The 24,328-nt window shown below is 49.9% G+C and carries 26 protein-coding genes and 2 tRNA genes; 13 read left to right on the top strand and 15 right to left on the bottom strand.

What is annotated here, in order from left to right; all coding sequences use genetic code 11:
- The first annotated feature begins 1 nt into the window (after position 1).
- The 10 genes from QOS46_RS03645 to QOS46_RS03600 all read left to right on the top strand — a co-directional run bounded on the left by QOS46_RS03645 (position 2) and on the right by QOS46_RS03600 (position 8,807).
- Positions 2-1,069 (top strand): NAD(P)H-dependent flavin oxidoreductase, encoded by a 1,068-nt coding sequence (locus tag QOS46_RS03645; RefSeq protein WP_283607371.1) that lies wholly within the window; start codon positions 2-4, stop codon positions 1,067-1,069.
- Positions 1,066-2,001 (top strand): ACP S-malonyltransferase, encoded by a 936-nt coding sequence (fabD, locus tag QOS46_RS03640; RefSeq protein WP_283607370.1) that lies wholly within the window; start codon positions 1,066-1,068, stop codon positions 1,999-2,001. Before QOS46_RS03645 ends, fabD begins: the two co-directional genes overlap by 4 nt.
- Entirely contained in the window at positions 1,998-2,741 is a 744-nt protein-coding gene (gene fabG, locus QOS46_RS03635; RefSeq protein WP_283607369.1) for a 3-oxoacyl-[acyl-carrier-protein] reductase, read from the top strand. Before fabD ends, fabG begins: the two co-directional genes overlap by 4 nt.
- Before the next feature lie 51 nt (positions 2,742-2,792).
- Positions 2,793-4,037 (top strand): beta-ketoacyl-ACP synthase II, encoded by a 1,245-nt coding sequence (gene fabF / locus QOS46_RS03630; RefSeq protein ID WP_283607368.1) that lies wholly within the window; start codon positions 2,793-2,795, stop codon positions 4,035-4,037.
- A gap of 1 nt (position 4,038) precedes the next feature.
- Positions 4,039-4,467 carry a 3-hydroxyacyl-ACP dehydratase FabZ gene (fabZ, locus tag QOS46_RS03625; protein ID WP_283607367.1) on the top strand — a complete coding sequence of 143 codons (429 nt, stop codon included), beginning with the start codon at positions 4,039-4,041 and terminating at the stop codon, positions 4,465-4,467.
- Between the two features lie 70 nt (positions 4,468-4,537).
- Positions 4,538-4,993 (top strand): MarR family winged helix-turn-helix transcriptional regulator, encoded by a 456-nt coding sequence (locus QOS46_RS03620; RefSeq protein ID WP_283607366.1) that lies wholly within the window; start codon positions 4,538-4,540, stop codon positions 4,991-4,993.
- A gap of 198 nt (positions 4,994-5,191) precedes the next feature.
- The gene (locus QOS46_RS03615; RefSeq protein WP_283607365.1) at positions 5,192-6,067 is read left to right on the top strand and encodes a tRNA 2-thiocytidine biosynthesis TtcA family protein; all 876 of its coding nucleotides are present in this window, start codon (positions 5,192-5,194) and stop codon (positions 6,065-6,067) included.
- A gap of 37 nt (positions 6,068-6,104) precedes the next feature.
- Positions 6,105-6,434: a hypothetical protein gene (locus QOS46_RS03610; protein ID WP_283607364.1), complete on the top strand. Its 330-nt coding sequence runs from the start codon at positions 6,105-6,107 to the stop codon at positions 6,432-6,434.
- Positions 6,435-6,662: 228 nt separating this feature from the next.
- The gene (locus QOS46_RS03605) at positions 6,663-7,229 is read left to right on the top strand and encodes an HDIG domain-containing metalloprotein (RefSeq protein ID WP_283607363.1); all 567 of its coding nucleotides are present in this window, start codon (positions 6,663-6,665) and stop codon (positions 7,227-7,229) included.
- Between the two features lie 270 nt (positions 7,230-7,499).
- Positions 7,500-8,807 carry a [Fe-Fe] hydrogenase large subunit C-terminal domain-containing protein gene (locus QOS46_RS03600; RefSeq protein WP_283607362.1) on the top strand — a complete coding sequence of 436 codons (1,308 nt, stop codon included), beginning with the start codon at positions 7,500-7,502 and terminating at the stop codon, positions 8,805-8,807.
- 622 nt (positions 8,808-9,429) lie between these two features.
- Here QOS46_RS03600 and QOS46_RS03595 read toward each other — a convergent pair.
- Positions 9,430-10,590 carry a 5-bromo-4-chloroindolyl phosphate hydrolysis family protein gene (locus QOS46_RS03595; RefSeq protein ID WP_283607361.1) on the bottom strand — a complete coding sequence of 387 codons (1,161 nt, stop codon included), beginning with the start codon at positions 10,588-10,590 and terminating at the stop codon, positions 9,430-9,432.
- A 251-nt stretch (positions 10,591-10,841) separates the two neighbouring features.
- Between QOS46_RS03595 and QOS46_RS03590 the strand changes: the two genes are divergently transcribed.
- Positions 10,842-10,918 (top strand) — tRNA-Asp (locus tag QOS46_RS03590).
- 4 nt (positions 10,919-10,922) lie between these two features.
- Positions 10,923-10,998: transfer RNA gene (locus QOS46_RS03585), tRNA-Thr, on the top strand.
- A 17-nt stretch (positions 10,999-11,015) separates the two neighbouring features.
- Here the strand turns inward: QOS46_RS03585 and QOS46_RS03580 are convergent.
- On the bottom strand, positions 11,016-11,198 hold the full coding sequence (locus QOS46_RS03580) for a hypothetical protein (RefSeq protein ID WP_283607360.1): 183 nt from the start codon (positions 11,196-11,198) through the stop codon (positions 11,016-11,018).
- 229 nt (positions 11,199-11,427) lie between these two features.
- Positions 11,428-12,030: a 50S ribosomal protein L25 gene (locus QOS46_RS03575; protein WP_283607359.1), complete on the bottom strand. Its 603-nt coding sequence runs from the start codon at positions 12,028-12,030 to the stop codon at positions 11,428-11,430.
- Between the two features lie 373 nt (positions 12,031-12,403).
- On the opposite strand from QOS46_RS03575, the gene QOS46_RS03570 reads away from it, so the two are divergent.
- The gene (locus QOS46_RS03570; protein WP_283607358.1) at positions 12,404-12,736 is read left to right on the top strand and encodes a FlxA-like family protein; all 333 of its coding nucleotides are present in this window, start codon (positions 12,404-12,406) and stop codon (positions 12,734-12,736) included.
- A 230-nt stretch (positions 12,737-12,966) separates the two neighbouring features.
- Here QOS46_RS03570 and QOS46_RS03565 read toward each other — a convergent pair whose 3' ends face one another.
- From QOS46_RS03565 to QOS46_RS03510, 12 genes are all read right to left on the bottom strand, one after another.
- On the bottom strand, positions 12,967-13,506 hold the full coding sequence (locus tag QOS46_RS03565; protein WP_283607357.1) for a BMC domain-containing protein: 540 nt from the start codon (positions 13,504-13,506) through the stop codon (positions 12,967-12,969).
- 5 nt (positions 13,507-13,511) lie between these two features.
- Positions 13,512-14,870 (bottom strand): 4Fe-4S dicluster domain-containing protein, encoded by a 1,359-nt coding sequence (locus tag QOS46_RS03560; RefSeq protein WP_283607356.1) that lies wholly within the window; start codon positions 14,868-14,870, stop codon positions 13,512-13,514.
- 116 nt (positions 14,871-14,986) lie between these two features.
- On the bottom strand, positions 14,987-15,268 hold the full coding sequence (locus QOS46_RS03555; protein WP_283607355.1) for a EutN/CcmL family microcompartment protein: 282 nt from the start codon (positions 15,266-15,268) through the stop codon (positions 14,987-14,989).
- Positions 15,269-15,297: 29 nt separating this feature from the next.
- Positions 15,298-16,119 (bottom strand): ethanolamine utilization protein EutJ, encoded by an 822-nt coding sequence (gene eutJ, locus QOS46_RS03550; RefSeq protein ID WP_283607354.1) that lies wholly within the window; start codon positions 16,117-16,119, stop codon positions 15,298-15,300.
- A gap of 39 nt (positions 16,120-16,158) precedes the next feature.
- Positions 16,159-17,577 carry an aldehyde dehydrogenase family protein gene (locus QOS46_RS03545; protein WP_283607353.1) on the bottom strand — a complete coding sequence of 473 codons (1,419 nt, stop codon included), beginning with the start codon at positions 17,575-17,577 and terminating at the stop codon, positions 16,159-16,161.
- A gap of 91 nt (positions 17,578-17,668) precedes the next feature.
- Entirely contained in the window at positions 17,669-18,313 is a 645-nt protein-coding gene (locus QOS46_RS03540; RefSeq protein ID WP_283607352.1) for a phosphate propanoyltransferase, read from the bottom strand.
- 75 nt (positions 18,314-18,388) lie between these two features.
- Positions 18,389-18,658: a BMC domain-containing protein gene (locus tag QOS46_RS03535; RefSeq protein ID WP_283607351.1), complete on the bottom strand. Its 270-nt coding sequence runs from the start codon at positions 18,656-18,658 to the stop codon at positions 18,389-18,391.
- Positions 18,659-18,713: 55 nt separating this feature from the next.
- Positions 18,714-19,580: a hypothetical protein gene (locus tag QOS46_RS03530; protein WP_283607350.1), complete on the bottom strand. Its 867-nt coding sequence runs from the start codon at positions 19,578-19,580 to the stop codon at positions 18,714-18,716.
- 24 nt (positions 19,581-19,604) lie between these two features.
- A complete protein-coding gene (gene metK / locus QOS46_RS03525; RefSeq protein ID WP_283607349.1) occupies positions 19,605-20,801 on the bottom strand; it encodes a methionine adenosyltransferase in 1,197 nt (398 codons plus the stop codon).
- 24 nt (positions 20,802-20,825) lie between these two features.
- Positions 20,826-21,839, bottom strand: a complete 1,014-nt coding sequence (locus QOS46_RS03520; RefSeq protein WP_283607348.1) for a response regulator transcription factor — start codon at positions 21,837-21,839, stop codon at positions 20,826-20,828.
- A 2-nt stretch (positions 21,840-21,841) separates the two neighbouring features.
- Positions 21,842-23,131: a sensor histidine kinase gene (locus QOS46_RS03515; RefSeq protein ID WP_283607347.1), complete on the bottom strand. Its 1,290-nt coding sequence runs from the start codon at positions 23,129-23,131 to the stop codon at positions 21,842-21,844.
- Between the two features lie 81 nt (positions 23,132-23,212).
- Entirely contained in the window at positions 23,213-24,328 is a 1,116-nt protein-coding gene (locus tag QOS46_RS03510) for a 1-propanol dehydrogenase PduQ (RefSeq protein WP_283607346.1), read from the bottom strand.

Raw genomic sequence — 24,328 nt, 5'->3', positions numbered from 1 at the left:
TATGGTTCTGGTCAAGGAACGGCCTTTGCTGCTGCCCATCATTCAGGGAGGCATGGGGATCGGCGTTTCTCTGGGTAATTTGGCAGGCCACGTGGCAAAGTATGGCGCGATGGGCGTCATCAGTGCCGCCAACCCCGGATTCTCGGCGCCGGATTTTTGGAAAAATTCTCTGCAGTGCAATCTTACCGCTTTAAAGGAGCAGATCCAAAAAGCAAAGCAGATTGCGCAGGGCAGCGGATGGGTGGCCATCAACGCTATGGTGGCTACCACCCACTATGAAGAAACCATTCAGGCCGCTGTGGAAGCGGGTGCAGACGCGGTGATTTCCGGTGCGGGTCTCCCCTCGGATTTGCCTGCCTACGTCAAAGGCAGCCAAACGGCGATTGCTCCCATCGTTTCCAGCGCAAGGGCCGCACACACCATCTGTCGCCTATGGGATAAACGGCACAAGGTCTGCCCCGACTTCATTGTGATTGAAGGGCCGATGGCTGGAGGGCACCTTGGCTTCCACGCGGAAGAACTGGAAAACGGTACCGCCCAAACTCCAGAGCAAATTCTGCCGGAGGTTCTCGCGGAAATCGCACCGTATGAGGAAAAATATCAAAAACAAATCCCGGTATTTGTAGCCGGTGGCGTTTATACCGCAGAGGACATTACCCGGTTTTTAAAGCTGGGCGCTGCGGGAGTGCAGATTGGAACCCGTTTTATTGCCACTGAGGAATGCGATGCTTCAGAGCGCTACAAAGAAATATTGGTGGACGCGACAAAAGAGGATATCTGCCTGATCAAAAGCCCGGTGGGCATGCCGGGCCGCGCGCTGAATTCTCCGCTGATTCAGCGTCTGCGCAGGGAGCTGCGTATTCCGGTAGAGAAATGTACTGACTGCCTGCACCCTTGCAACCCCGCCACAACGCCGTACTGCATCACCAAAGCGCTGTCGGAGGCCGTGCGTGGCAACTGGGAGGAAGGCTTATTCTTCTGCGGCAGCAATGCCTGGCGGCTGGATCGCATCCTGCCGGTACAGAAGCTGCTGGAAGAACTGAAACAAGGATGGAGGGAATTCCAATGAAATTGGCTTTTTTATATGCGGGTCAAGGGAATCAGCACGTTGGAATGGGAATGGATTTATATGAACAATTCCCGGCGTTCCGTCGCTTTTATGATACTGACGCCGCCGGTTTTAACATTAAGGAGCTGATACAGAACGGCCCGGAGGAAGAACTAAACCAAACACGCAATACTCAGCCGTGCATGGTAGCTTTTTGCTCCGGCATCACTACTCTGCTTGAACAGGAAGGCATTGTACCTGAAATGGCGGCCGGCCTAAGCCTTGGGGAATACTCCGCTCTCACGGCAGCCGGTGTGTTTGACCCCGACACCGCAATTGCTCTCACAGCGTTCCGCGGCAAAGTGATGGAAACTGCCGTGGGCGACCTGCCCTGCGGCATGGCTGCAGTCATGAATCTGGAACGCGATGCGCTGCAAAAAGTGTGCCGTGAGGCGTCTGCTCTGGGCGTAGTAGAGATCGCAAACTACAACTGCCCGGGTCAGATGGTGATTGCCGGTGAAAAAGCGGCGGTGGAAAAGGCAAGCGAGCTGGCGCTCGCGGCCGGAGCCAGACGGTGCATTCCACTTCACCTGCCCGGCCCGTTCCACAGCTCGCTGATGCACCCCGCCGGGGATGCGCTGGCCGGTTACTTTCAAAACATCCATTTTGGCGGCATGAAATATCCCATTATCTTTAATGTGACTGCAAAGCCCTTGCAGACAGGGGAAAGCATTCCCACCCTGATGGAGCGTCAGGTGCAGAGCAGCACCTACTTTGAGGATTCTATTCGCTACATGGAGCAGGCCGGAATCGATACTGCCGTTGAAATTGGCCCCGGCAAGGTCTTGGCCGGTTTTGTACGCAAAACAACCAAGAATATGAAAACGTACTCGGTAGAAGACGCAGAAAGCCTACGCGCCACAATTGACGCACTGAAAGGAGCCGCACAATGAGCCAGATTGTCAGAACCGCAGTCGTCACCGGGGGCAGCCGCGGAATTGGCCGCGCCGTTTGCAAGCGCCTCGCCTCCGAGGGCAAAAACCTTGTGATAAACTATGCGGGAAACCGCCAAGCCGCTGAAGAAACCGCCGCCGAATGCCGCGAACTCGGCGCAGAGGTGATTTTAGTACAGGCAGATGTTTCCAGCGTTGCAGGATGTGAAGAAATCTTTTCCAAAGCACAGGAAGCCTTTCAAACCGTAGATATTCTCGTTAACAACGCTGGCATCACCCGCGACGGGCTGATCCTGCGCATGAGCGAGGAAAGCTTTGACGAAGTAATCAACACCAATCTTAAGGGTGCATTCCTGTGCATGAAGCTTGCTTCGCGTATTATGATGAAGCAGCGTTGGGGGCGGATCATCAATATGAGCAGCGTCGCGGGCGTGCGCGGAAATGCCGGGCAGATCAACTATTCCGCCAGCAAGGCCGGGCTAATTGGCATGACGAAATCATTGGCTAAGGAGCTGGCCGGACGCAGCGTGACGGTAAACGCCGTCGCCCCCGGTTTGATTGAAACCGATATGACCGGCGTTCTGCCGGATGCGGTAAAGGAGCAGCTGGTGCAGGGAATCCCCATGTCGCGTGCCGGCAAGCCCGAAGAAATTGCCGCGGCCGTTGCCTTTTTTGCAAGCGAAGAAGCCGGGTACATCACCGGACAGGTGCTTTGCGTAGATGGTGGAATGGCCGTTTAACATTATTAAACAGACTTACCGCCCATGGGCGGACATTTTCAGGAGGTTACTATGACAGAACGACGCGTTGTCATTACAGGGCTGGGGGCGGTTACCCCCATCGGCCTGAATGCAGACGAAACCTGGTACTCCGCTAAGGCCGGAGTATGCGGTATTGCGCCAATCACTCTGTACGATACATCCAATCAAAAAGTCAAAATTGCCGGCGAGGTGAAAAACTTTCAGCCGGAGCAGTATATCGACAAACGGGAAGTCAGAAAGCTGGATCGCTTTACCCAGCTGGCAATTGCTGCGGCCGATCAGGCCTTTGCGGACAGCGGACTTTCGATGGAACAGGAAAATCCCTATCGCTGCACCATTTCCGTATCCAGCGGAATCGGCGGGCTCGGTACCATTGCAACAGAGCATGCACGCGGCGAGCAAAAGGGGTTTGACCGCGTTTCGCCGTACTTTATTCCCATGTCTATCGCCAATATGGGTGCTGCACATATTGCCATCCGTTCGGGCTTTCGCGGCATGGTGACCTGCCCGGTCACAGCGTGCGCAGGCGGCACCAACGCTGTTGGTGATGTGTTCCACCTGATTCGCAGCGGGTCTGCAGACGTTGCCATGTGCGGCGGTGCGGAATCCTCTATCACCCCGCTGGGCATCGGCGGATTTACCTCGATGAAGGCGCTGGCGGAATCCAATGATCCGGGCCGTGCTTCGATCCCCTTTGACAAAGAGCGGTCTGGCTTTGTGATGGGCGAGGGCGCGGGGATTCTTGTACTGGAAAGTCTGGAGCACGCACAGGCGCGCGGCGCAAAAATTTACGGAGAGGTAGTCGGCTACGGCGCAACCTGCGACGCTTACCACATTACCGCGCCCGACCCCGACGGCGAAGGCGCTAAGGAGTGCATGCGGCAGGCCATTGCCGACGCAGGCATTCAGCCGGAAGAGATCGACTATATTAACGCACACGGCACCTCTACCCCACTGAACGACAAAAGCGAAACGGGAGCTGTCAAGGCGGTATTTGGCAGCCATGCACACAAGCTGATGATCAGCTCCACCAAATCGATGACAGGCCACCTGTTGGGAGCCAGCGGAGCGGTGGAAGCGATTTTGACCGTTCTTGCACTGAAGGAGGGCTTTGTCCCCCCCACCATCAACTATCAGGTACCGGATGAAGAGTGCGATTTGGACGTTGTGCCTAACACAGGCCGTAAAGCTGATCTGCGCTATGCACTCTCGAACTCTCTGGGATTCGGCGGCCATAACGCCAGCCTAATTTTCAAACGTTGGGAGGAAGAATAACATGCAGCTCGATTCCAATCAGATTCAGGAAATTCTACCCCACCGCTACCCGTTTCTGCTGGTGGATAAAATTGTGGACGGCGAGCCCGGGGCATGGGCCAAGGGGATCAAATGCGTTACCGTAAATGAGCCGTTTTTCTGCGGACATTTTCCGCAGAAGCATGTGATGCCCGGCGTTCTGATCATTGAGGCGCTGGCCCAGGTAGGTGCGGTCGCAATTTTGTCCGTAGAAGAAAACCGAGGAAAAATCGGGTTTATGGGCGGCATTAAAAACGCCCGATTCAGGCAACAGGTGGTGCCCGGCGACGTGCTGGAGCTGACCTGTGAGCTTACCCGCCAGCGCGGGCCGGTTGGCTTTGGAACCGCAACGGCCACTGTAAACGGTAAGGTGGCCGCTTCCGCTGAGCTAACCTTTGCCATTGGGGACTGAGTCCTTTTAAGAACAAAAACGATGTAATGTGGCGCGGGCTGCCCGGTATCACCCACAAAGGAGATCACGAATGCTGGAACAAGCTTTTTCAGACGTATATACGAAATTTAAGCTACAATTTTATCGAAAGGTGTTTTCCCGGTTCGAAAGCCGCGAAGCAAGCCTGACCACAGTGGAAACCTACTGCATTGAAATTATTCATGCGCTGGAGCACCCAACGGTCAATGAATTTGCCTCCTTTGCTCAAATTTCACCCCCAAACGCGGCTTATAAGGTAACGAACCTGATTCAAAAGGGCTACCTAAAAAAAATACGCTCCAAAATGGATAAACGGGAGTATTTTTTAGAGGTCACCCCAAAATATTTTGAATATTACAACCTGAATCACGGCTATATTCTGACCGTGATCGAACGGATTCAGGATCGTTTTACGCCGCAGGAAGTTTCTTTACTGGAACACATTCTGACTGTGATGTATGATGAGCTGATGCCGGAGGTTCCCCTCCCCCGCAGAAACGAAGAATAACCTGAATGGCTGCATCACAATTCACTCGCGGGCATTGATTTTTTCCCTATTGTTTTCTCTGAAAAAGCGGCGTTAGCCGCTTTTTTTCTTATGCATTTGTTTGACCGTGGCTAGACTGGCGTGCTATAATGGGTTTTATATTATTTCCCGGAAATCTGGGAGAGCAACTACATAAATTTTAAATAAAGGCGCGAAATGATGGAAGAAACTTTAAAAATTGAACAAAGCATCTTAAAAAAATACCGCAAAGAAATCTGGCACCGCATGATTGGCGGAATCAAGGATTACCAGCTGATTTTGCCGGGCGACCGGATTGCCGTGTGCATCTCCGGCGGCAAGGACTCCATGCTCTTGGCCAAGTGCCTGCAAATGCTGCAGCGCCACACAGAGATTCCGTTTGAGCTGGAATTTTTGTCGATGGACCCCGGCTACAATGAATACAACCGGCAACTGATTGCTCAAAACGCCGAACAGCTCGGCATTCCCCTAACGCTGTTCTCTTCCCGCATTTTCGAGATTGTGAGCCATTCCGGCGGCAACCCCTGCTATTTGTGTGCCAGAATGCGGCGGGGCCACCTGTATGCCAAGGCGAAAGAGCTTGGCTGCAATAAAATTGCACTGGCGCATCATTTTGATGATGTGATCGAAACCACGATGATGAGCATGCTGTACGGCGCGGAAATCAGGACGATGATGCCGAAGCTCCCCAGCACCAATTTCCCCGGCATGGAAATCATCCGCCCGCTTTATCTGGTACGCGAGCGCGATGTTCTGGCATGGAAACGTTATAACTCACTGGAGTTCGTACGCTGCGGGTGCCCCTTGTCCGAGGCGACCCCCGTTTGCACAGAAAAAGAAAACAACGGTTCGAAGCGAGCAATGGTGAAAGAACTGATCGCTCGTCTGCGCAAGGACAACCCTCAGGTAGATATCAATATTTTTCGCAGCATGCATAACGTAAATCTGGATACTGTCCTTGGTTACCGGCAGGACGGACAAACCCACAGCTTTCTGGATGATTACAGACAATCGGCCAGCGACATACAAACCGAAGGTGACTCAGCGGAAGAATAGTGAAAACTGCTGATTATTTTAAGAAAGAAGGATTCTTTTGAAATACATAAAATATTATCTCCTGCAATTGATGATGATTGCTACTATGTTGGTGTTCGCATTCGCTTTCGCTCAGTTTGCTATGGGGCGCGATACCTCTATGGGGGTAATCTCCCTGTACATTGCGCTGTCTGTTTTCTATTTGTTTTCTTACTTTTTTCTGCGTCGCAAAATTCGCCAGGGAGGAAAAAGTGCCGAAGACATTTTTCACTTGCTGCAAACCGAAGAAATTTACAATATGCTTCATATCTTTAATGAAAAGGTCGGAATCGCGTTCACCTTTATCATGGCTCTCGGCAGTGTTCTGGTATATTTTTTAAAGCATTAAAAAATGGAAAGAGAACAACATACTATTCAGTACGATAACCATGATCGAATGCATATTATGTACATCATTTGGACAAGAGCCCTGCGGCTCTTGTCTTTTTTGATAGATGATTTTCATTCATTTGCATCCCGACTTGAATCAAACATATATGTAATTTGCAGCAGTGTAGACAGAAGTCGATTTCTGCGTTATACTAACGACAAACACAAGCAAAAGGAGTTGACCGCCATGGGAACGATTCCCACCCTGGAGCAGGCACAGGCTCTGCTGGAAGAGTATAATCAGGATGAATTTCATCTTCGCCACGCGAAAATTGTATCCGGCGTGATGGGGTATTTTGCACAAGAATACGACCCGGACAATGTGGAATTCTGGAAAGTGGTAGGATTACTTCACGATTTGGATTTTGAGCAATACCCGGAGCAACACTGTATAAAATGCCAGGAGATCATGCGGGAACGCAAACTGGATGAACGGCTGATTCGCGCGGTGGCCAGCCATGGGCATTTCATCCGTGTGGATATTCCCCCGGAGCACATCATGGAAAAGATTCTGTATGCAACCGACGAACTCACCGGCCTGATCGGCGCAGTGGCAATTATGCGGCCCTCTAAAAGCGTTTCGGATTTAGAGCTGAAATCGGTCAGAAAAAAATTCAAATCCACCGGCTTTGCGGCGGGATGCTCCCGCGACGTGATCGCAAGGGGAGCCGAAATGCTCGGCTGGACTTTGGATGAGCTGATGGAACGCACCATTCTTGCGATGCGCAGCCTGATGGGGACGATGGATATTTAATGCTTGCTTTCAAAGTGCCTGATTCCGGTACAGAATAAAGCTGCATACGCAATCGATCAAAAGCAAGGTTCTTCCCCCGCAGTTTCTCTGCATAGGAAGGGCCTTTTTGCTGCTAAGATTCCAGTCAAAAAGACATATTCAGGAGATTACAACCTTGTTCCATCATAATTTTACAGAATTCATAAAGCCTGACAGGCTGTTTCAAGCAGCCTGTCAATTGAATAATTTCTCCAATAATCGTATAATGATTCCAGGAATCCCCAAAATAACATGGAAACGGGCGTTTCTCTTGCACAGATCATGCGCCCCGGCAGAAGGAGCATCGTCATGACAACATTTGAAGAACTTTACAGCAGATTGGTCAAGGCCTCCGTACAGAATCATCTGGATGAGGAACTGGAACAGGTCAGGCAGGATGGATTTGACCCCCATCAGTTGGATTGCCTGCTGAATCCGTCGAAATACGCACCGGTCATTCGGATTGGCGACTGCGATTGTAGTGAAAAATCAAACGCATCCTGCTCAGGAAAATGCCTGTTTGATGCGCTGTACCGCGATGAAAACGGAAACACCTCCATTAACAAGGATTTGTGTGTCGGCTGTTCCGAATGCGTCAACAACTGCCACGCCAAAAAGCTGACGGAAAGCCGCGACATTCTTCCCGCGATGGCCGCCGTTCAAAACGCAAAAACACCGGTATATGCAATGGTGGCACCGGCTTTCATCAACCAGTTCAGCAGCGATGTTACTCCTGGCAAGCTGCGCAGTGCCTTTAAGAAAATCGGGTTCGACGGCATGGTAGAGGTAGCACTGTTTGCGGACATCCTCACGCTGAAGGAAGCTCTGGAATTCGACAAAAACATCCAGAAGGAAGAAGATTATCAGTTGACCAGCTGCTGCTGTCCCATGTGGATTTCAATGATCCGCAAAGTGTACAACCAGCTAATTCCCCATGTGCCGGGCGCTGTGTCTCCCATGGTGGCCTGTGGACGAGCCATTAAGACACTATACCCGGGTTCGGTAACCGTCTTTATTGGGCCTTGTCTGGCCAAAAAGGCCGAGGCGAGAGAGCCTGATGTATCGGATTCCACCGACTTTGTTTTGACATTTCAGGAAATTAAGGATGTTTTCGATTTTGCCGGGATTGATCTCATATCTATGCCCGAGGATGAACGTGACCATTCTTCTCGCGCGGGCCGTATTTATGCCGGCACCGGCGGCGTCAGTGAGGCGGTGCAGAGCACGGTAGCACGCCTGAACCCCGACCGTAAGATCTCTGTTCGTGCGGCGCATGCCGACGGTGTGCGCGCCTGCAAAGAGATGCTCAGCAGCGCTCTGGAGGGCAAGCTCACCGCTAACTTTATTGAGGGAATGGGTTGTGTCGGCGGCTGTGTCGGAGGGCCCAAGGCGCTGATTCCTAAAGAGGAAGGCCGAAAGAATGTATTTGAATACGGCAACACCGCTACCTACCCCACCCCCATCGACAATCCCTATGTCATAGAGCTTCTGCATCGCTTAGGATTTGATACGGTTGAAGATCTGCTCGAAAAGAGCGATATTTTCACGCGCCAGTTTTAAAACAATAAAAACCTCCACAAATCCGGAGCCGGAAATGTGGAGGTTTTTTCCGCTGTCAGGCGGAATCGTTAGCATGTTTCAAAAGGAAAATTCAATTTATAGTAAGCCTTACAGAAAGGCACTTGAAATTTGTCTGCCAGCCTGCGGACCGGTATTCCGACCAACCGCAGGCGATAAATGCAGTATTTTTTTACTGTCCTTAGTATATCGGTAAGTTATGTGAAAACTATGAACCCAATCAGAACAAATCAAAAACAACCTGTTCTAAAAATAAAAATACAGCCCAAAGCCAATGGCCTCGGGCTGTTGCACATCATTTCTTATTTATTGCACTGACCCATGTACTGGAGCAGCAGTTCAAACAAATCGTTGCAGTTCATAACGCAAATCTCCTTTATTATCGGTTATAGAATTTCATCTGACTTTTTTCGATCTTATTTGCCACACTGGCCCATATACTGGAGCAGCAGCTGAATCAAATCCTGACAATCCATCATCCACATCCTCCTTTTATTCGAGTTCATTCAAAATTCGAAACGTTTTTTGAATGTGGCTAAAGTGTAACACTCTTGTAACCTTTTTTCAAATGCAATTTCTGACATGGAAATAAAAACAAAATTTGTTATTTTGTATTATCAGATTTTTTGAAGTCATCCCCGGTAAGTCCTTCGCGGGCCAACATGACCTCTAAAACGGAAATATCGGAGGAAATATCCATTGTGGCATCCCCAAACAAACTATCCAGAAGATTTTCAAAGGCAGTATTAATCGTATCCAAACTCTCGCGAATCTGCTTTTTGGCAGAGGTAATATTCTCCCCCTGTACGGGCTGGCTATCGAAATGGCAGTAAGAATGAATCAGCTTTAATGTAGTCGGAAGATAATAGTCATTAAATTTACGGATCTGCGATTCCTTTTCCGGATGCTCTTCCACATAATTCAGTATTTTTTCCGTGACGCTCTCCAAACGGGAAATTTTCAGAAGGATTACTTCATCCGTAATAAAAATTTTCGCCTGACTGATCTGATTCAGCAATTCTCGTCCTTTAGAAGGTGCCGTACCTGCTTCCTGCTCTTCTTTCTGGTAATTCCGGCGTTCGCGCTCTTCCATAGACTGCTGCGCATGAAGATATTGCTGGTATGTTTCCTCCCCTAGCATCAGGCAGGTTTTCTGATCGTCCAAATATCCATCAGGCAGCATATTGGAACGGATCATCTTTTCCAGATCTTTCACCACAAATGCCGGGGTCTTTCTCACCAGCTTGGCCAGCTGATCAACAGAACAGAATTTCGCGTTGCCAACACCGCTTAAATAACGAACAATACGGTTTAATCTTCCGCGGATCCTACAGCCCTGCGTAATCATCCATGCGGAAATCCCACCAAACGGTATTGTTGTGGAGAGGGTAGCCCATATTAAATACGCGGCCTGCCCCGTTGCGGCCATTGTTATGACGCCAACCATCAAAAGAAGGGAAGTAAGAGCAAAGACTCCTCCAAATATCAAAAGGAGAATGCTGGAAACCTGCTTCCACGGGAAGCGAGAATCCGAATACCGCAGGGGGCGAATATCAGCCTGAACGGAAGGATCCGAAGAAATAGGCGGCTGGGGGGACCTGTGCCGGCTTCTTCTGCTCCGGCGTCGGGAACTCCCCTCGCCTACCGCATCATGAAAGGTGTCTTTCACCTCTTGCTTTAAATCCCGAAATTCTTCTGAATGAACCACATCACTCACACTATTGCTGATTTCTCTGCCCAGCATTGAAAAAAATCTCTCAAACATCTTAGATTCCTCACTATGTAGTTCTTAAAAGGTTATTAAGTATATTATACCTGAATCCTATCTAAATGACAACTAATCATCTCCGACGCTTTTTTCTATTTTTCCAAATTATAAATATAAATCCGCCATATTTCTTCCTCCAAGTTTTTTCAAAAAAACTAAAAATAAATTAAAAAAAGATATTGACAGAATGAATAAAACCAGATATAATAACTATCGTTGTCCCCGCAAATAGTTCCGTGTACTTACACGGCTCGGTAGTTCAGTTGGTTAGAACGCTAGCCTGTCACGCTAGAGGTCGACGGTTCGAACCCGTTCCGAGTCGCCAGTTTGCTGCTATGGCTCAGTTGGCAGAGCACGTCCTTGGTAAGGACGAGGTCACGCGTTCGAATCGCGTTAGCAGCTCCAATAAAATCCCGCTTAGTTTAAAGGCTAGGCGGGATTTTTTGTTGTTCATTTTCATTTTGTAAAATGCTGATTTTGGCAAGGATAATTCCGCGGCGATGCTCCACATCGCAGCCCACGGCTGCCGGCTGATTCTGCATTTCGGGCCGGTATAGATTCTCAACGCTTGTATAAAAGCTGTTGCAGTCTGAATGTAATATCATTCAATCCATACCCTCACCACCAAACACATGTTCTGTTTTTATCTTCATTATAGAACGTGTGTTCCGTCATAGCAAGAGGAAAATAAAAGCAAAATCCCGCTGTCCTATCTGGACTGCGGGATTTTATAAAAAACAATAACACAGACAAAATAGGCCTGTATTTGAACGCTACCTCTTCTAGATGAGGGGTTTTGGCTATTTCTTAATCAGAGAAAAATCGGAAGCATTTTCATGATTGATTGGCTGCTCCCTCTGCCGCCGCTTCGGTTTCCTCTGCATCATCAGCAACCACTGCCCTTACCGCCTTAATAACAGCGTAGACTTCACCTTCCGGATCGATCGTCCGTACTCCCTCGGGAAGATGGAAGTCGGCGGCAGTAACGCCTTCACCAGCCTTTTTATCGGAAACCTCAACCACAATTTCATCTGGAATCAGTGCAGCCTTACCTTCTACTTCGGCTTCGGAACGATACACCTGCAATTGCAGAAGATTGTGTTCCAAATCACCATGGCCGTGGAACTGAATTGGGAGCTGCATTTTAATGTCCTGATTCTCGGAGGTCATCTGAATGGACACATGAAGGGGCTTTCCGTCTACCGGGTTCCGCTGAAGCTCTTTCATAAATCCAAATTTCTTTTCACTGCCCAGCATGACCCATAATTTCGTGCTTGTGCCGTGCCGCGCGATCATTTTGTTCAGGTCGGTGCTTTCAAACTGCACAGGAGTGGATGCGGTGCCAGGGCCATTGAGGACCCCCGGAATAAAGCCTTCTCTTCTCACCTTTTTGGGCTTTTCTTCTCTAATGACTGCTTTTAAAGCAATCTCTTCCATAATAAAAACACTCCTTTTCTCATAGCATCATTCTTCGTCACCTTGATTTTATACCTATCCCGAAAAAAGTCAAACGCAGACTGTCCCACTAAAGTTGTGAGAACGGAACCAAACGCTCCCATGACCCAGATCAGGCACCAAATACGGCCATTTCCATCTGATTTTCCCGAAATCCCGGGCAGAATCGCGTCTGACCCATTTTTTACCTTTACACTGTCAGGAAAAACTTGTGTTATTTCATAGTGCCTGAACAATTGCGAGCTTTTTCTCAGAGAAAACTCACTGAATTCTAATTAAAGAATACCCCATTTAAACCGATATGATTTTTAGAAGGATTTTTACTCTATTTCAGTACAAAGGATAGTGATTGTTAATGAGTATTTCTGCAATTTCAGGTACAAGTAACTATACTACCACGACCAGCAGCAGCCAGAGCGAAATCAACAAGCTGCGCGCGGAGGAGAAGCAGCTGCAGCAGGAACTGACCCAGCTACAAAGCAATGTTTCGGGGGATGATTCCGAACAGGTTCAACTGCAAATTTCGACTGTACAGCAGCAGATTTCTCAGGTTGAGCAGCAGATTCAGCAGCTGCAGAACCAGTCTAACAAGCAGGCACAGGACAAACAGCAGACAACGCAGGCCAAATTTAATGTTGGTGATACCGCAAGCTTTTCAAACGACCACCTAATCGATATTACCGTATGATCAAATAAAAAGCCTTCTCTCTCAAGACCGGGTGAGAAGGCCTTTTGTTTTGGCCGGAGCTGTTTCCAACGCAGTCCAATTGATTCAAATCACAGAAAAAAAGCAGGCATCCTTTTGATGCCTGCTTTTTTGGAGAGTAATCTTTTAGAGGTAAATGAAATGATCTTGTGAATCCCCTCACCTCGCAAGCCAAAACGAAGCTTCGGGCGGCTAAGAGAGAACGGAAACTGTTATAGCAATGTTTGAAAAATTTTCTCGGAGGGGCGGGCGATTACCGTGGTGGAAAGCAGAAGCTCTGTTTCCGCCGTCGCCGCCGCAACCGCAGTTTTCACCGCTTCTACATCTCCTGTGAGAAGAACGACTCCCTTCCCTCCGATAGCATAGCCTATTTTTACTTCAATCAGTGTAATGTTTGCGGCCTTTGCGGCAATATCTGCCGCGCGGATACCCGACGTTACCGAGTAAAACTCCATTACGCCAATCGCCTTGATTGCTTCCACCGGATTCGTCAGGCCGATAGCGGGAATCAGCTGAGAATGAATGTTGGGAATCATCAAGCTGTCTACATAATATTCCTCCGCAGCTTGAATTCCTTTTTCCATAGAGGTTTTCACGTCGCTGGTACTTCCACCGATAATCACGATGTACTTACCGGGACACACCGTGGAAGCTTTCACCAATTCGGCGTTGGACACCTTGACCATCTGATCACTGACTTCGATTCCGCGGGCAATGCTGGAAAGCTCAATTGCTCCAATTGCTTCTTTCATTGTTCTTAAGCCTCCCTATCGCGGCGAATGCATGCGCCGTCCGCATTGATTTCTGTTACGATTCCGCTGATACTGGCGTGAATATTGGCGGAGAGTCCCTCCGGGGCGGCCGATGCCAGTAAAAAACCCTTATGTACCGTTTCTCCGACCTGTACAGCTGGAACGGCAGGCTTTCCAATATGCTGCCGGAATGAAATCCATACCTGCTCCGGAAAAAGCTCCGTACAATAGTCGCCAGCGTGCAGGTGATAATACTCTGAAAGCCCCAAACGAGCCACCAAGCGATCAGTCGGTACTTTGCCATACAAAGAGCCGTCTCTGGCCTTTGGAGAAAGATTACGCGGCGTCTGAATTTCCTGCTCGCGCAGCCGGCCTTTCAGGTAAGCGTTTACCTTGCGGGGCGAAAGCCCCATAGGACAGGAGAACATTTCGCACACACCGCAGTCGCAACAATTGGCAGCCTGCCCAAACACCTTTTGGTACTCGTCCTTATCGGTAATCAAATCCTCGCGAAACAGGTTACGCATCATTAAATGGGGCTGAATCTGATGCCCAATGAGGTACCGTGGGCACAAACTGGTACACATCCGACACTGAACACAGGCGCTTTTGGCCTGCACTTTCATTCTGTGAAGCGACAGCGCCGCCCGGCACGCGAGATAATGCTCCCTTGGCAGAACAATCAGATTCCCGGTTGTTTTCGTAACGGCCAGATGATCGATTTCGGCGGGGTCAGTCACAACGCGCCCCATCATAGGGCCGCCGAGTATCACGATATAATCCTGAAGCCGCGGGCGAGCACTGCTAATACATTCGCGCAGAGGGGTTCCCAGCGGAACCTTACGCATCACTGGGCGCTCCACCTCGCCAACGACAGACAAATATTTTTCGGTTACGGGAATTCCCTGCAAGGCGTCGTGAATATTCAGAAGAGTTCCCACGTTATCCACCACGGCACCCACATCGAGCGGGATTCCGCGCTCGGGAACCGAAGTGCCACACACCTGCTGAATGAGTACCTGCTCATCCCCGGCTGGGTAAAAGGACGACATCTCAAACAGTTCGATCTGCGCACCGGATGCCGCGATAGACTGCCGCAGCGCAGCGACCTCTTTGACATACTTCTTTTTCAGGGCAATCACGGCTCTTTTTGCTCCGACATGGGAGGCAACTTCGACGACCGCCTGAACGATCTGATCCGGGAAGGTGCGCATCAAATACTTATCTGTTTCGATCAGCGGCTCGCATTCCGCGCCGTTTACCACAAAACACTCCGCCTTGGCGGCAAGCTTCACATGTGTAGGGAATCCGGCTCCGCCTGCCCCTACCACACCCGCAGCCTTTACCGCTTCGATCAAATCCATACTATCACCATCCTGTTTCACTAATACTGATCTTCCATGAACATCACGCAACAAAACTCGTTCTCTCTTCCCCGCGTTTGGCGGTGAGAGACAACTATTCTGGTCCGTGATTCATACTACAGTACATTGGTATTGATTTCTTTATCGTCTACAATACCGACTACGGTCGCATCCACTGGGACATCCGGACGGCCAATCGCGGTTCGGGCAGAGCTTCCGCTGACGATGAGTACCGTTTCCCCAATTCCCGCACCAATGCTGTCTACCGCAATAATGGGGGTACCGGGCTTCCCTCCCTCCAGTAAATCCAGAGGGCAGACGACCAGAAACTTTAATCCCCTCAGGCTTTCTTCCTTACGGGTCGACCAGATATTCCCAATCACCTTTCCTACCAGCATAAAAAGCTCCTCCCGCTCCCATTGAGGGGTTATTTTTCAATACAGTTCATGGCGATCCCCGCCGGTGTGACCAGAAACGGGTTCTGCGGCTTATAGGTTGGGATTCCGGTTTCTTTTTCAAATACCGCTTCCACCCCGGCCAGGCAGCAGGTTCCGCCACACAGATAAATCGCGCTGACAGCTTCTTTACTCACATACTTTTTTACGATGGCCGCCATTTTCTCGATCACCGCTTTCACGACAGGGAAAATCTCCGCATGGCGGGAGGAATCGAGTTTAATGGCCTCCGCCTCCGCAATCGGGATTTGGTAGCTGCCGGCCAGCACAAGGGTCAGGTGCGTGCCGCCTGTCGGCTCATCTTCGATCTGAACCACCTTGCCGTCCTTCAAAATAGCAAGGCCCGTGGTGCCGCCGCCGATATCCACAACTACTCCTTCAGAAACACGGTAAATGGTGTTTGCGGCTGTCGGTTCATCAAGGACATTAACAACCTGCATTCCCGCACTTTCCGCAACATAGGTGTGCGTTTTCAGGCTACTGTCGGTTCCGGCCGGCATGGCGATGGCACATTGCTCCAGAGTTTGGCCCAGGCGGGCCTCCAGCTTTTCTTTCAGTTCGCGTACAACCCGGCAGGCGCCAACATAATCTACCACAACACCGTCGCGTAGGACGCTTGCCGCTCGTTTTTCACAGGCGATCGGGTGATCCTCGGCATCCAGTACCACAAGCACGATATAAGCGGTGCCCAAATCCAGCCCTACCTTCAGTTTACCGGGGCAGGGTTCAAAGGTTTCTGTTTCAGAGCGCTCTACCTGCGCAATATATTCATTGATTCTTTCAAGTTCCAACAATGCGGGTACGCCTCCGTTTCCGTTGATTTCTCTCCCCACTCAGCGGATATGCAGCGCATCTGACATGACGCAGCGGCGCTTCCGGCAGAAGGAGCGGGCAGTGGTCAGGCCTTCACCCGTTGGGCCCGCAATCGTAAAGGTGGTGCAGCCTTCCCCGCCCACGCCAATTCCGGCATAGGACGGCGCATTTTTGACAAAGATCGTCGTTTGCAGCAGCTTTGCCATCTTGGTCAGCTTGTCGATATTTTTTGAATGCATCATGGCGGTATGGCGGTTGCCGCGCTCGGCCACCAGCGCGATTTCAATGGCCTCATCGACATCCGCAGCGCGGACAATCGGCAGAATCGGCATCATCAGCTCTTCCATCACAAACGGATGATTCTTCTGTGCCTCCATAATAATCACACGCGCGTTTTCTCCGCCGCTGATCCCCAGCTTATTCAGAATATAAGGCGCGCTCTTTCCGACAAACTCCACCTTGGGGCCACCTTTTTCGTTTGTGACCAGCTGAAGCAGGCGGCTGATGGTGCTTTCTTCCTTAATCTCAAACGCACCGGCATTTTTCATATGCCAAATCAGGCAGTCCGCAATCGTATCGACCGCAATAACCTCTTTTTCCGCAATGCAGGGCAGGTTGTTATCGAAACTGCAGCCGTCAACAATGTCTTTGGCCGCTTTCTCAATGTCTGCCGTTTCATCCACAACAACCGGAGGGTTGCCCGCGCCCGCTCCAATGGCTTTTTTGCCGGTAGACATAACCATTTTTACGATCCCGGGGCCGCCCGTGGCGACCAGAACCCGAATTTTCGGATGCTTGATCATCAGATTGGTATTCTCAACGGAGGGTTCCCTCACCGTTACAATGAGATTCGCGGGAGCGCCGGCCTTTTCCAGTGCCTGATTCAGGGCAGTTACCAGCACATGGGTCACATTCTTGGCTCTGGGGTGGGGACTGAACACAACGGTATTGCCGCCCGCAAGCATCGCGATGGAATTGCAGATGATGGTTTCGGTTGGATTCGTTGCGGGAGTGACCGCGCCAATCACGCCGAAGGGGCAGTATTCCACCAGAGTCAGGCCGTGGTCTCCGGTCATGGCCTCGGTGATGAGATCCTCGGTTCCGGGGGATTTTTTCGCTGCCAAACTATTTTTGATCAGCTTATGTTCATAATTGCCCATGCCGGTTTCTTCTACCGCCATACACGAAATTTTCTGGAGCAGTTCCGGCTCCAGCACCGTCTGGCGAATCACATCGACATATTTCTGGCGATCCTCCATGGAAGAAAACAGGTATTTTCTCTGCGCCGCTTCGCTGGCCACCACCGCGTCATCCATGGAATCGAAAATCCCATTGCTACCGCAGGCCCCATTCTTCTCACACGCCGCGCTGCCTCCGGTTTTCATTTCTTCCATGACCAGACGAGCCACCTGCTCGATTAATTTATCATCTAATTTCATAGCTGTCAGCTCCTTATCGTAAACTCACTCTAAAATCGATTCATCAAAAAGTAGACATTTGTTTTTAAGTGAATCAATTATACTTTCCTATTCAGCGGCATTTGCGAATGAGGACAAAATCATTATTTTTGAGTCCGCAAGCATTTGCCTCATCGGTATCCACATGTATTTCCAGCGCAGATTTCTCTGAAACGCGGACCAGCACATTCCCGAGCACACAGCGCCTTTCGCCGCAGGTTTCTACCTCGACGATTTCTTTATCAAAAATTCCCATACGCTCCGCAATCTCCGGCGTAGCATGGATATGACGCAACGCCACAATGGCGCCGCAGGGCAACTCTAGCGTTCCCAATGGGCCGCAAAGCTGCAGGCCGGGCGTGTTTTCCAGCTGACCTGATTCACGGATGGGGGCCTTGACCCCCAAACGAAAGCTGTCCGAAAGAGAAATCTCTACCTGACTCTTAGGGCGTACCGGCCCTAAAATACGAACGTTCTCAAAGCTGCCCTTCGGCCCGATGATCGTAACCGTTTCTTTGGCCGCAAATTGGCCGGGCTGCCCCAGCTCCTTGATTGAAGTCAGCTGATACCCTGAACCGAACAGAGCTTCCAGATCCGCCTGGCTCAGATGCACATGACGGTTCGATACCCCTACCGGCACCATACAGGTCTGCATTTCGCGCAGCCGCTCCAAAACAAGCTTTGCAATGGTTTCCACTGTTTGATCTGTGTGCTTCAACCCTTGCACACCTCCCTGCTTTCGATTCCGGCCCGCCGCTAAGGTGCGGTCGGGCCGGTCATTCCTCGCCGCAGCTTACGGCAGTATTTTTTCTGTGTCTGCATGGGGCCGCGGAATTACATGGCGGGAAACAACCTCTCCCACCGCGTCAGCCGCCGCTACGCCGGCATCCACCGACGCTTTAACCGCGCCAACATCTCCGCGCACCATTACCGTGACTAAGCCGGAGCCAATTTTCTCATAGCCGATCAAAACAACATTTGCTGCTTTCACCATTGCGTCTGCCGCTTCGATCGCGCCGACAAGACCTTTGGTTTCGATCATGCCTAATGCTTCATTTGACATACTGCATTCCTCCTGTACTAAAAAAATGATAGTTCCTTTTTGACAAAACCTATCTTTATGCAAACAATCCGTTTACAAGGAACATGCTAAGCATGATTGTAAAGGCCGGCGGGTCAAAATGGGTATCGCAGTGGCTGTTAAAGGTTTTAGCCAGTGTATCACCCAAAACCGTGCAGAAAATGGCCACCAAAACGCCGATCCATACATTCCCGGTTATCACGGCCGCCGAAGCTGCCGGCAGAGTGATGTGGTGAGATGCCGGAGCCGCAAAGCCCGTCTGAACAAAAATTAAGCTGACCGCACTCAAGCCAAAGCAAGCAATCGGGAACATTGCCATCGCCTCTTTGGAAGCACCGGAAGAGAGAAGAGAAACCGCCACACCGCTGACCGCAACGCCGATACCTAAACCCAACACAATGTTATACACCAGCGAGCTGCCCGTGGGAACCCACGCTCTCTTTTCCGTCCCTTCATATTTGCCGAACAGGCCAGTGGTACCAAACACCAGGCGTGTAATAATTGCAAGTGTAATCACTGTGATTGCGGGCAGATCCGTTCTCAGATGAAGTATATTACCGTAGAAGAACTTGATGATATAGCCCATCATTCCAAACATTCCACCTACACAAAGCACAGCAGAATTACCCGTGCCGTTGAGGGAATACAGGATATCCGCGCCATTGGGAATCAGCTTCTTTTTGCCCGCAAAGGCTGCCGCGGCAACACCGCCTGCAAAAGCAACATGTGGCCCCAGCATTGCACCAAACGTAATACTGCCGACAGAAAGCTCAGCAATCCCTGCCATTCCCATCAAGCCACCTGTGACCGCAAATACACCTGTTAAAATAAATACCGGCAGCGCTCCCAGCATTGCGCCTAAAACTCCTCCGCCAAACGCTGCAACCAGCGCGAATAAATCCATACCCTTCAACCTTTCCTTTTTGAATTAAATAAATCTATTACTGATACAAGTCACCGCTTTTTTTCGTAACGATTCCGTTCGATCTGTTTTTTCCCACTGAAATCCCTGATCTTCGCGGCCAAAATGCCCATAGGATGCTGTTTTTAAAAACTGAGGCTTGCGCAGCTGAAGCTGCTCAAGAATCTGCGAAACCGAAAAAGAAAACTCTTCTCTGATTATCTCATTCAAATCATTGAGAGGAATCCGCTGTGTACCAAAGGGATTTACCGTAACCGCCTCGGGCTCCGGCAGGCCGATGGCGTAAGCCAGAGAAACCTCGCAACGCTCCGCCAGACCAGCGGCCACAATGTTCTTTGCCGCGTAGCGGGCCATATAGGCTGCAGACCGGTCTACCTTTGTCGGGTCCTTTCCCGAAAAAGCTCCTCCCCCATGACGGCCCGTACCACCGTACGTATCCACCATGATTTTTCTGCCGGTCAGGCCGACATCAGCCGCCGGGCCACCCGTAACAAAGCGTCCCGTGGGGTTAATATGTATTTTTGTATGATAGCTGAGCAACCCGGAATCAATCACGGAATGAATCACTTCATTTAAAATTGCGTCCTGTAAGTAATCATACCCGATTCCGTCGTCGTGCTGTGCCGAAACAATAATACTGGTAATTTCGAGCGGCTTTCCCTCCGAAGAATACCGCATGGTCACCTGGGTTTTTCCGTCTGGATACAGCCAGGGCAGCAGCTCCTGATGGCGTACATCCGCCAATCGTTTTGCCAGCTTATGGGCCAGCTCCGCCGTAAGCGGCATATAGCTCGGAGTTTCATTGCACGCATAACCGTACATGATTCCCTGGTCTCCGGCGCCAAGGCTTGTGCTGGTGCCGACCGGCTGATTTTCCCCGTCCACCCCTCTGGCAATGTCCGCAGACTGGGCGTTCAGATTTGTTAAAACCATACAGGTGCGGTAATCCATTCCCTTTTTCTCATCGGTATACCCAACGCTCTGCAGTATTCTGCGGGCCACATCCTCCACATCCACCTGTTCACTGGAGGTCACCTCGCCGGCGATCATGACTACGCCGGGTGATACCATGGTTTCCACCGCAACCCTGGCATTGGGGTCCTTGGTCAGGTAGGCATCCAGAATTCCGTCGGAAATCTGGTCGCACACCTTATCGGGATGCCCCTCTGTCACTGATTCTGAGGTTACCAAATAATCGCACATCACTGTCACCTGCCCCTTGTGCCGCTACCGTTCGGAGGATGCTCCGACGGCTTTTTTATATTGATAGACGGTTATGTTCTCATACTTCTTAAACACCTTGCTGAAATAGCCGCTTTCATTGTAACCCAGACGAAACGCCACATCCGCAACGGTAAGGTCTGTGGCCTGGAAGTATTCCTTCGCGAGCATTAGCTTCCTTAAGTGCAGATATTCCATCACGCTGACGTTGAGACAGTTCTTGAAAATACGGCTCAAATACCCCTGGCTGACCGCGCAGTTATCAATGATTTGCGTCAGTCCGATTTCCTCCTGAACGTGCGCATTGATATAAGAAAACACATTCTGAAGCAGCTCATACTTGCGAATGCTGATCTGCTGAAAAATATAATTCATAACGTGGAACAGCCAAACCTCCATACCGGCAGGTGAAGCAAGGGAAGCCTCGCTGAGCGGAAATAGCTCCGCACAAGGAACAGGGCGAGCCGAAACACGGCCCAGGTGATTAAACACATTCTGTCCCAACTGCTCTGCGGCCGCTTGTACCTGCTCATGGTTTGATCCGCAGCTCCGGTACAGCTCCTGTACGATCTCTGGAACCTGGTAATACATCTGCTTAAAGTCCTTTTCCTTCAAAACCTTTAAGGTCATATCCAAGTATATCTGCTCCGGCTGGCTGCTTCGGCTGTGCTTTTCCAGCAGGGTTCGGATCGTACCACAGGAAACAGGCTTTGAAATATACTCTTTTACCTTGGCACGCAGCGCTTCAATAGCAAAATCAAAATGATTATACGAAGACAATATGTAGATTGTGATTTCAGGATTGTTGGCATAGATTCGTTTGCTGGCCTCAATTCCAGACATGCCGGGCATCATAATGTCCATAAAAACAATATCCGGCTTTTCTTTTCGGCACAACTCCACTGCATCTTCCCCATTGCTGACGGAAAACGCGACCTCAAAGCCGGGTACCTTCTCAATCATGATCTGCAAAGCATCCCGCATCAACTGTTCGTCATCTGCAATCAATATCTTATACATGATCAATTAGCCTTTTCATCAAAGTTTTTCGGGTAGCGTACGGTACTGGTGGTTCCAACGCCATCTACACTTTTGATTACAGCATCGTACCCGGAGCCAAAGGAATTAACCAACCTTTGCCGGGAAAACGCGATACTGGCCTCGATTGCGCCGCCCTCATAAAAACCCTTGTACTGCTTAAACAGCTGGGCAATTTTCTTGTCGCTCAAGCCCGGGCCGTCGTCCTCAACCTGGAGCACCACGTCATCTTCCTGATACCGGGCGCTGATTCGCAGCGTACCAGGCTCCCGCTTTTGCCCAACCCCGTAAAAAACAGCTCTTTCCACAAACGGGAGTAAAATTCTGCTTGGAATCTTCTGCATGTTCAGTTCTTCTGACATATCGAGTACATACTGCAGTTGTTCGCCCATTCGTTCTTTCTGGATTTTCAGGTAGCGCTCCAGATTCTCAATTTCATCCGGCACAAAAACATTGTCCTTTGTTTCGGAAAAATTGAATTTCATAAACTCCGCAAACAAATTAATCGCCCGGTTGGTACGGGGGGCATCCTCCACCACAGAAAGATTGGAGATCGCATTCAGGCTCTTGAATAAAAAATAAGGATTCATCTGTGTTTTCAATGCGGCCAGCTCGGCCTCCATCTCTTTTTTCTGTTCATTGAGTGCTTCCAGCTCTTTATCCAAATTTTCCTTCTGCACTAAGCGGGACAATTCCTTTTCCGCAAGCTGGTTCACAATGAGTGAAACCAGATTAGCAATATGGAAAAACTTTTCATAGGGATAAACGGCGATCGACTGAAACAGCTCGTTCATCTCCGGGTCTTCTCTGTGATTGCGGGTATGATGCAGAACACTTTCCAGCCGGCAAATATCAGTTGGGGCATCCTCGCAGCGGATCTGACCGCCGATAAATCCCCCCAGATAGTGACCCCGCACAATGATCGGGATCGCAATCTCGATCAACCCGCACGGACAAAAATAGACATAGGTCTTTTGTGTTACCGCTGCCTGAATCGCACCAAACGCATCGGACGACATACAGATTCGTTTGGCGTTTTCATCCCTGCGAACCTGCCGGCAGAAAGGAGTAAAGGAAGTCATCTCTGTAATCGGTTCACCCCGGTAATCAACGGTTACAAAGGCAAGGCCGGTCGCTTTGGATATTTTATCCTGGATGTTTTCCAAAACCTTGATGCCAAAGAGACGTGCAATGCTAAAATTGCTGATGGAACCTTCCTCTTCAGAAATCGCATGGAAGCCAGGTTGAAGATTAGATTCAAATAAATTTTCCATACTTTACATCCCTTCCTTCAAGAATATATAAAACAAAGCTTTTAGCTTCATTATAATATATTCTTGTCTGATAAGGAAAGCCTAATAGACCGAATTTAATATTTTAACCACGTCTTCCGCTGCGATTTTTGTCGGATTTGACGAAACACACCAATCCCTCAGAGTGTTCAGAGCGAGTGTTACCATAGAATTGTCGTATTCTGCCCGGGAGATCCCACAGTCTCTGACCGTGCCGGGCATTTTCATCCGGAATTTTAAATCTTCAATATAGCGAATCAGATCCCAAACCGCATCCTCGTCTTTCTTTGCTCCCGCAGAAATACCTGTGCGCCGTACAAGGTCTGCATACTGGAAGCAAACCGCCGGGTCTTTGCTGTTAAACAGAATCACCTCCTTTAATACCAATGCGTTGGCCAGCCCATGCGGAATATGGAACACGCTTCCCAGCTGATGCGCCAGACTGTGGGATAATCCCAGCCCGGCCTTATCGAAAGCAATTCCGGCGAAGGTAGAGGCTTCGTGCATCCGGGTTCTTGCTTCCAGATCGCTTCCGTTGCTATAACAGGCTAAAAGCGAAGAATGAATGAATTCAACCGCTTTTTCCGCCAAAGCGTCACTAAACGGATTTGATTTTACTGCTACATAGGCTTCGAGCGCATGAGTTAAAACATCAAGGCCAGTATTAGCCGTAACATTCGGTGGCACCGACAGGGTAAGCCGTGCATCCAAAATTGCTTCGTCCGGAACAATAGCATCATCCACAATTATGTGCTTGATTTTAGACTCCGGATCGGTCAGCACCGTAGCGGAGGTTACCTCCGACCCGGTGCCGCTGGTAGTGGGCACAGCAATCAACTTTACGTCTGAACCGCCGGGCATCTGCTTTGAAAAATACAAAACACCCTTTGCGGTGTCGATTGCAGAACCGCCACCCATAGCGATCATTACCTGCGGCGCAAAGCGCTGGAACTGAACCAGAGCCTCTGCCACCGTGTCCATCGGCGGATCCGGAACAACCTTGTGGAAAATTTTGACCTGACAGGAATCATCTACAGACTCTAAGAGCTGCCTGACTCCTCCGCTGCTCAATAAGAATTCATCGCAAACCAAAAAGATTTTTTGATTCCGATAAGCGGAAAGCACCTGCAAAGAACCGATTCCGCTATGAATTTTCGTTTTCAAAAATATACTGTGCAA

Source organism: Faecalispora anaeroviscerum (assembly GCF_947568225.1).
Taxonomy (GTDB): Bacteria; Bacillota; Clostridia; order Oscillospirales; family Acutalibacteraceae; genus Faecalispora; species Faecalispora anaeroviscerum.
The sequence above is the reverse complement of the archived record's forward strand: the minus strand, read 5'-3'. Positions and strand labels throughout refer to the sequence as shown.

Bases quoted from the DNA above. Each gene is read 5' to 3' on its own strand.
- QOS46_RS03530 (WP_283607350.1), bottom strand. From the start codon at position 19,580: ATGGATTTATTCGCGCTGGTTGCAGCGTTTGGCGGAGGAGTTTTAGGC.
- fabZ (WP_283607367.1), top strand. From the start codon at position 4,039: ATGCAGCTCGATTCCAATCAGATTCAGGAAATTCTACCCCACCGCTAC.
- QOS46_RS03645 (WP_283607371.1), top strand. From the start codon at position 2: ATGGTTCTGGTCAAGGAACGGCCTTTGCTGCTGCCCATCATTCAGGGA.
- QOS46_RS03615 (WP_283607365.1), top strand. From the start codon at position 5,192: ATGGAAGAAACTTTAAAAATTGAACAAAGCATCTTAAAAAAATACCGC.
- QOS46_RS03515 (WP_283607347.1), bottom strand. From the start codon at position 23,131: ATGGAAAATTTATTTGAATCTAATCTTCAACCTGGCTTCCATGCGATT.
- QOS46_RS03575 (WP_283607359.1), bottom strand. From the start codon at position 12,030: ATGGAAGAGATTGCTTTAAAAGCAGTCATTAGAGAAGAAAAGCCCAAA.
- fabG (WP_283607369.1), top strand. From the start codon at position 1,998: ATGAGCCAGATTGTCAGAACCGCAGTCGTCACCGGGGGCAGCCGCGGA.
- QOS46_RS03535 (WP_283607351.1), bottom strand. From the start codon at position 18,658: ATGTCAAATGAAGCATTAGGCATGATCGAAACCAAAGGTCTTGTCGGC.
- QOS46_RS03520 (WP_283607348.1), bottom strand. From the start codon at position 21,839: ATGTATAAGATATTGATTGCAGATGACGAACAGTTGATGCGGGATGCT.
- fabF (WP_283607368.1), top strand. From the start codon at position 2,793: ATGACAGAACGACGCGTTGTCATTACAGGGCTGGGGGCGGTTACCCCC.
- QOS46_RS03605 (WP_283607363.1), top strand. From the start codon at position 6,663: ATGGGAACGATTCCCACCCTGGAGCAGGCACAGGCTCTGCTGGAAGAG.
- QOS46_RS03620 (WP_283607366.1), top strand. From the start codon at position 4,538: ATGCTGGAACAAGCTTTTTCAGACGTATATACGAAATTTAAGCTACAA.
- metK (WP_283607349.1), bottom strand. From the start codon at position 20,801: ATGTGCGATTATTTGGTAACCTCAGAATCAGTGACAGAGGGGCATCCC.
- QOS46_RS03600 (WP_283607362.1), top strand. From the start codon at position 7,500: ATGGAAACGGGCGTTTCTCTTGCACAGATCATGCGCCCCGGCAGAAGG.
- QOS46_RS03570 (WP_283607358.1), top strand. From the start codon at position 12,404: ATGAGTATTTCTGCAATTTCAGGTACAAGTAACTATACTACCACGACC.
- QOS46_RS03555 (WP_283607355.1), bottom strand. From the start codon at position 15,268: ATGCTGGTAGGAAAGGTGATTGGGAATATCTGGTCGACCCGTAAGGAA.
- QOS46_RS03580 (WP_283607360.1), bottom strand. From the start codon at position 11,198: ATGATATTACATTCAGACTGCAACAGCTTTTATACAAGCGTTGAGAAT.
- QOS46_RS03560 (WP_283607356.1), bottom strand. From the start codon at position 14,870: ATGGATTTGATCGAAGCGGTAAAGGCTGCGGGTGTGGTAGGGGCAGGC.
- QOS46_RS03565 (WP_283607357.1), bottom strand. From the start codon at position 13,506: ATGAAAGAAGCAATTGGAGCAATTGAGCTTTCCAGCATTGCCCGCGGA.
- fabD (WP_283607370.1), top strand. From the start codon at position 1,066: ATGAAATTGGCTTTTTTATATGCGGGTCAAGGGAATCAGCACGTTGGA.
- QOS46_RS03595 (WP_283607361.1), bottom strand. From the start codon at position 10,590: ATGTTTGAGAGATTTTTTTCAATGCTGGGCAGAGAAATCAGCAATAGT.
- QOS46_RS03545 (WP_283607353.1), bottom strand. From the start codon at position 17,577: ATGAAATTAGATGATAAATTAATCGAGCAGGTGGCTCGTCTGGTCATG.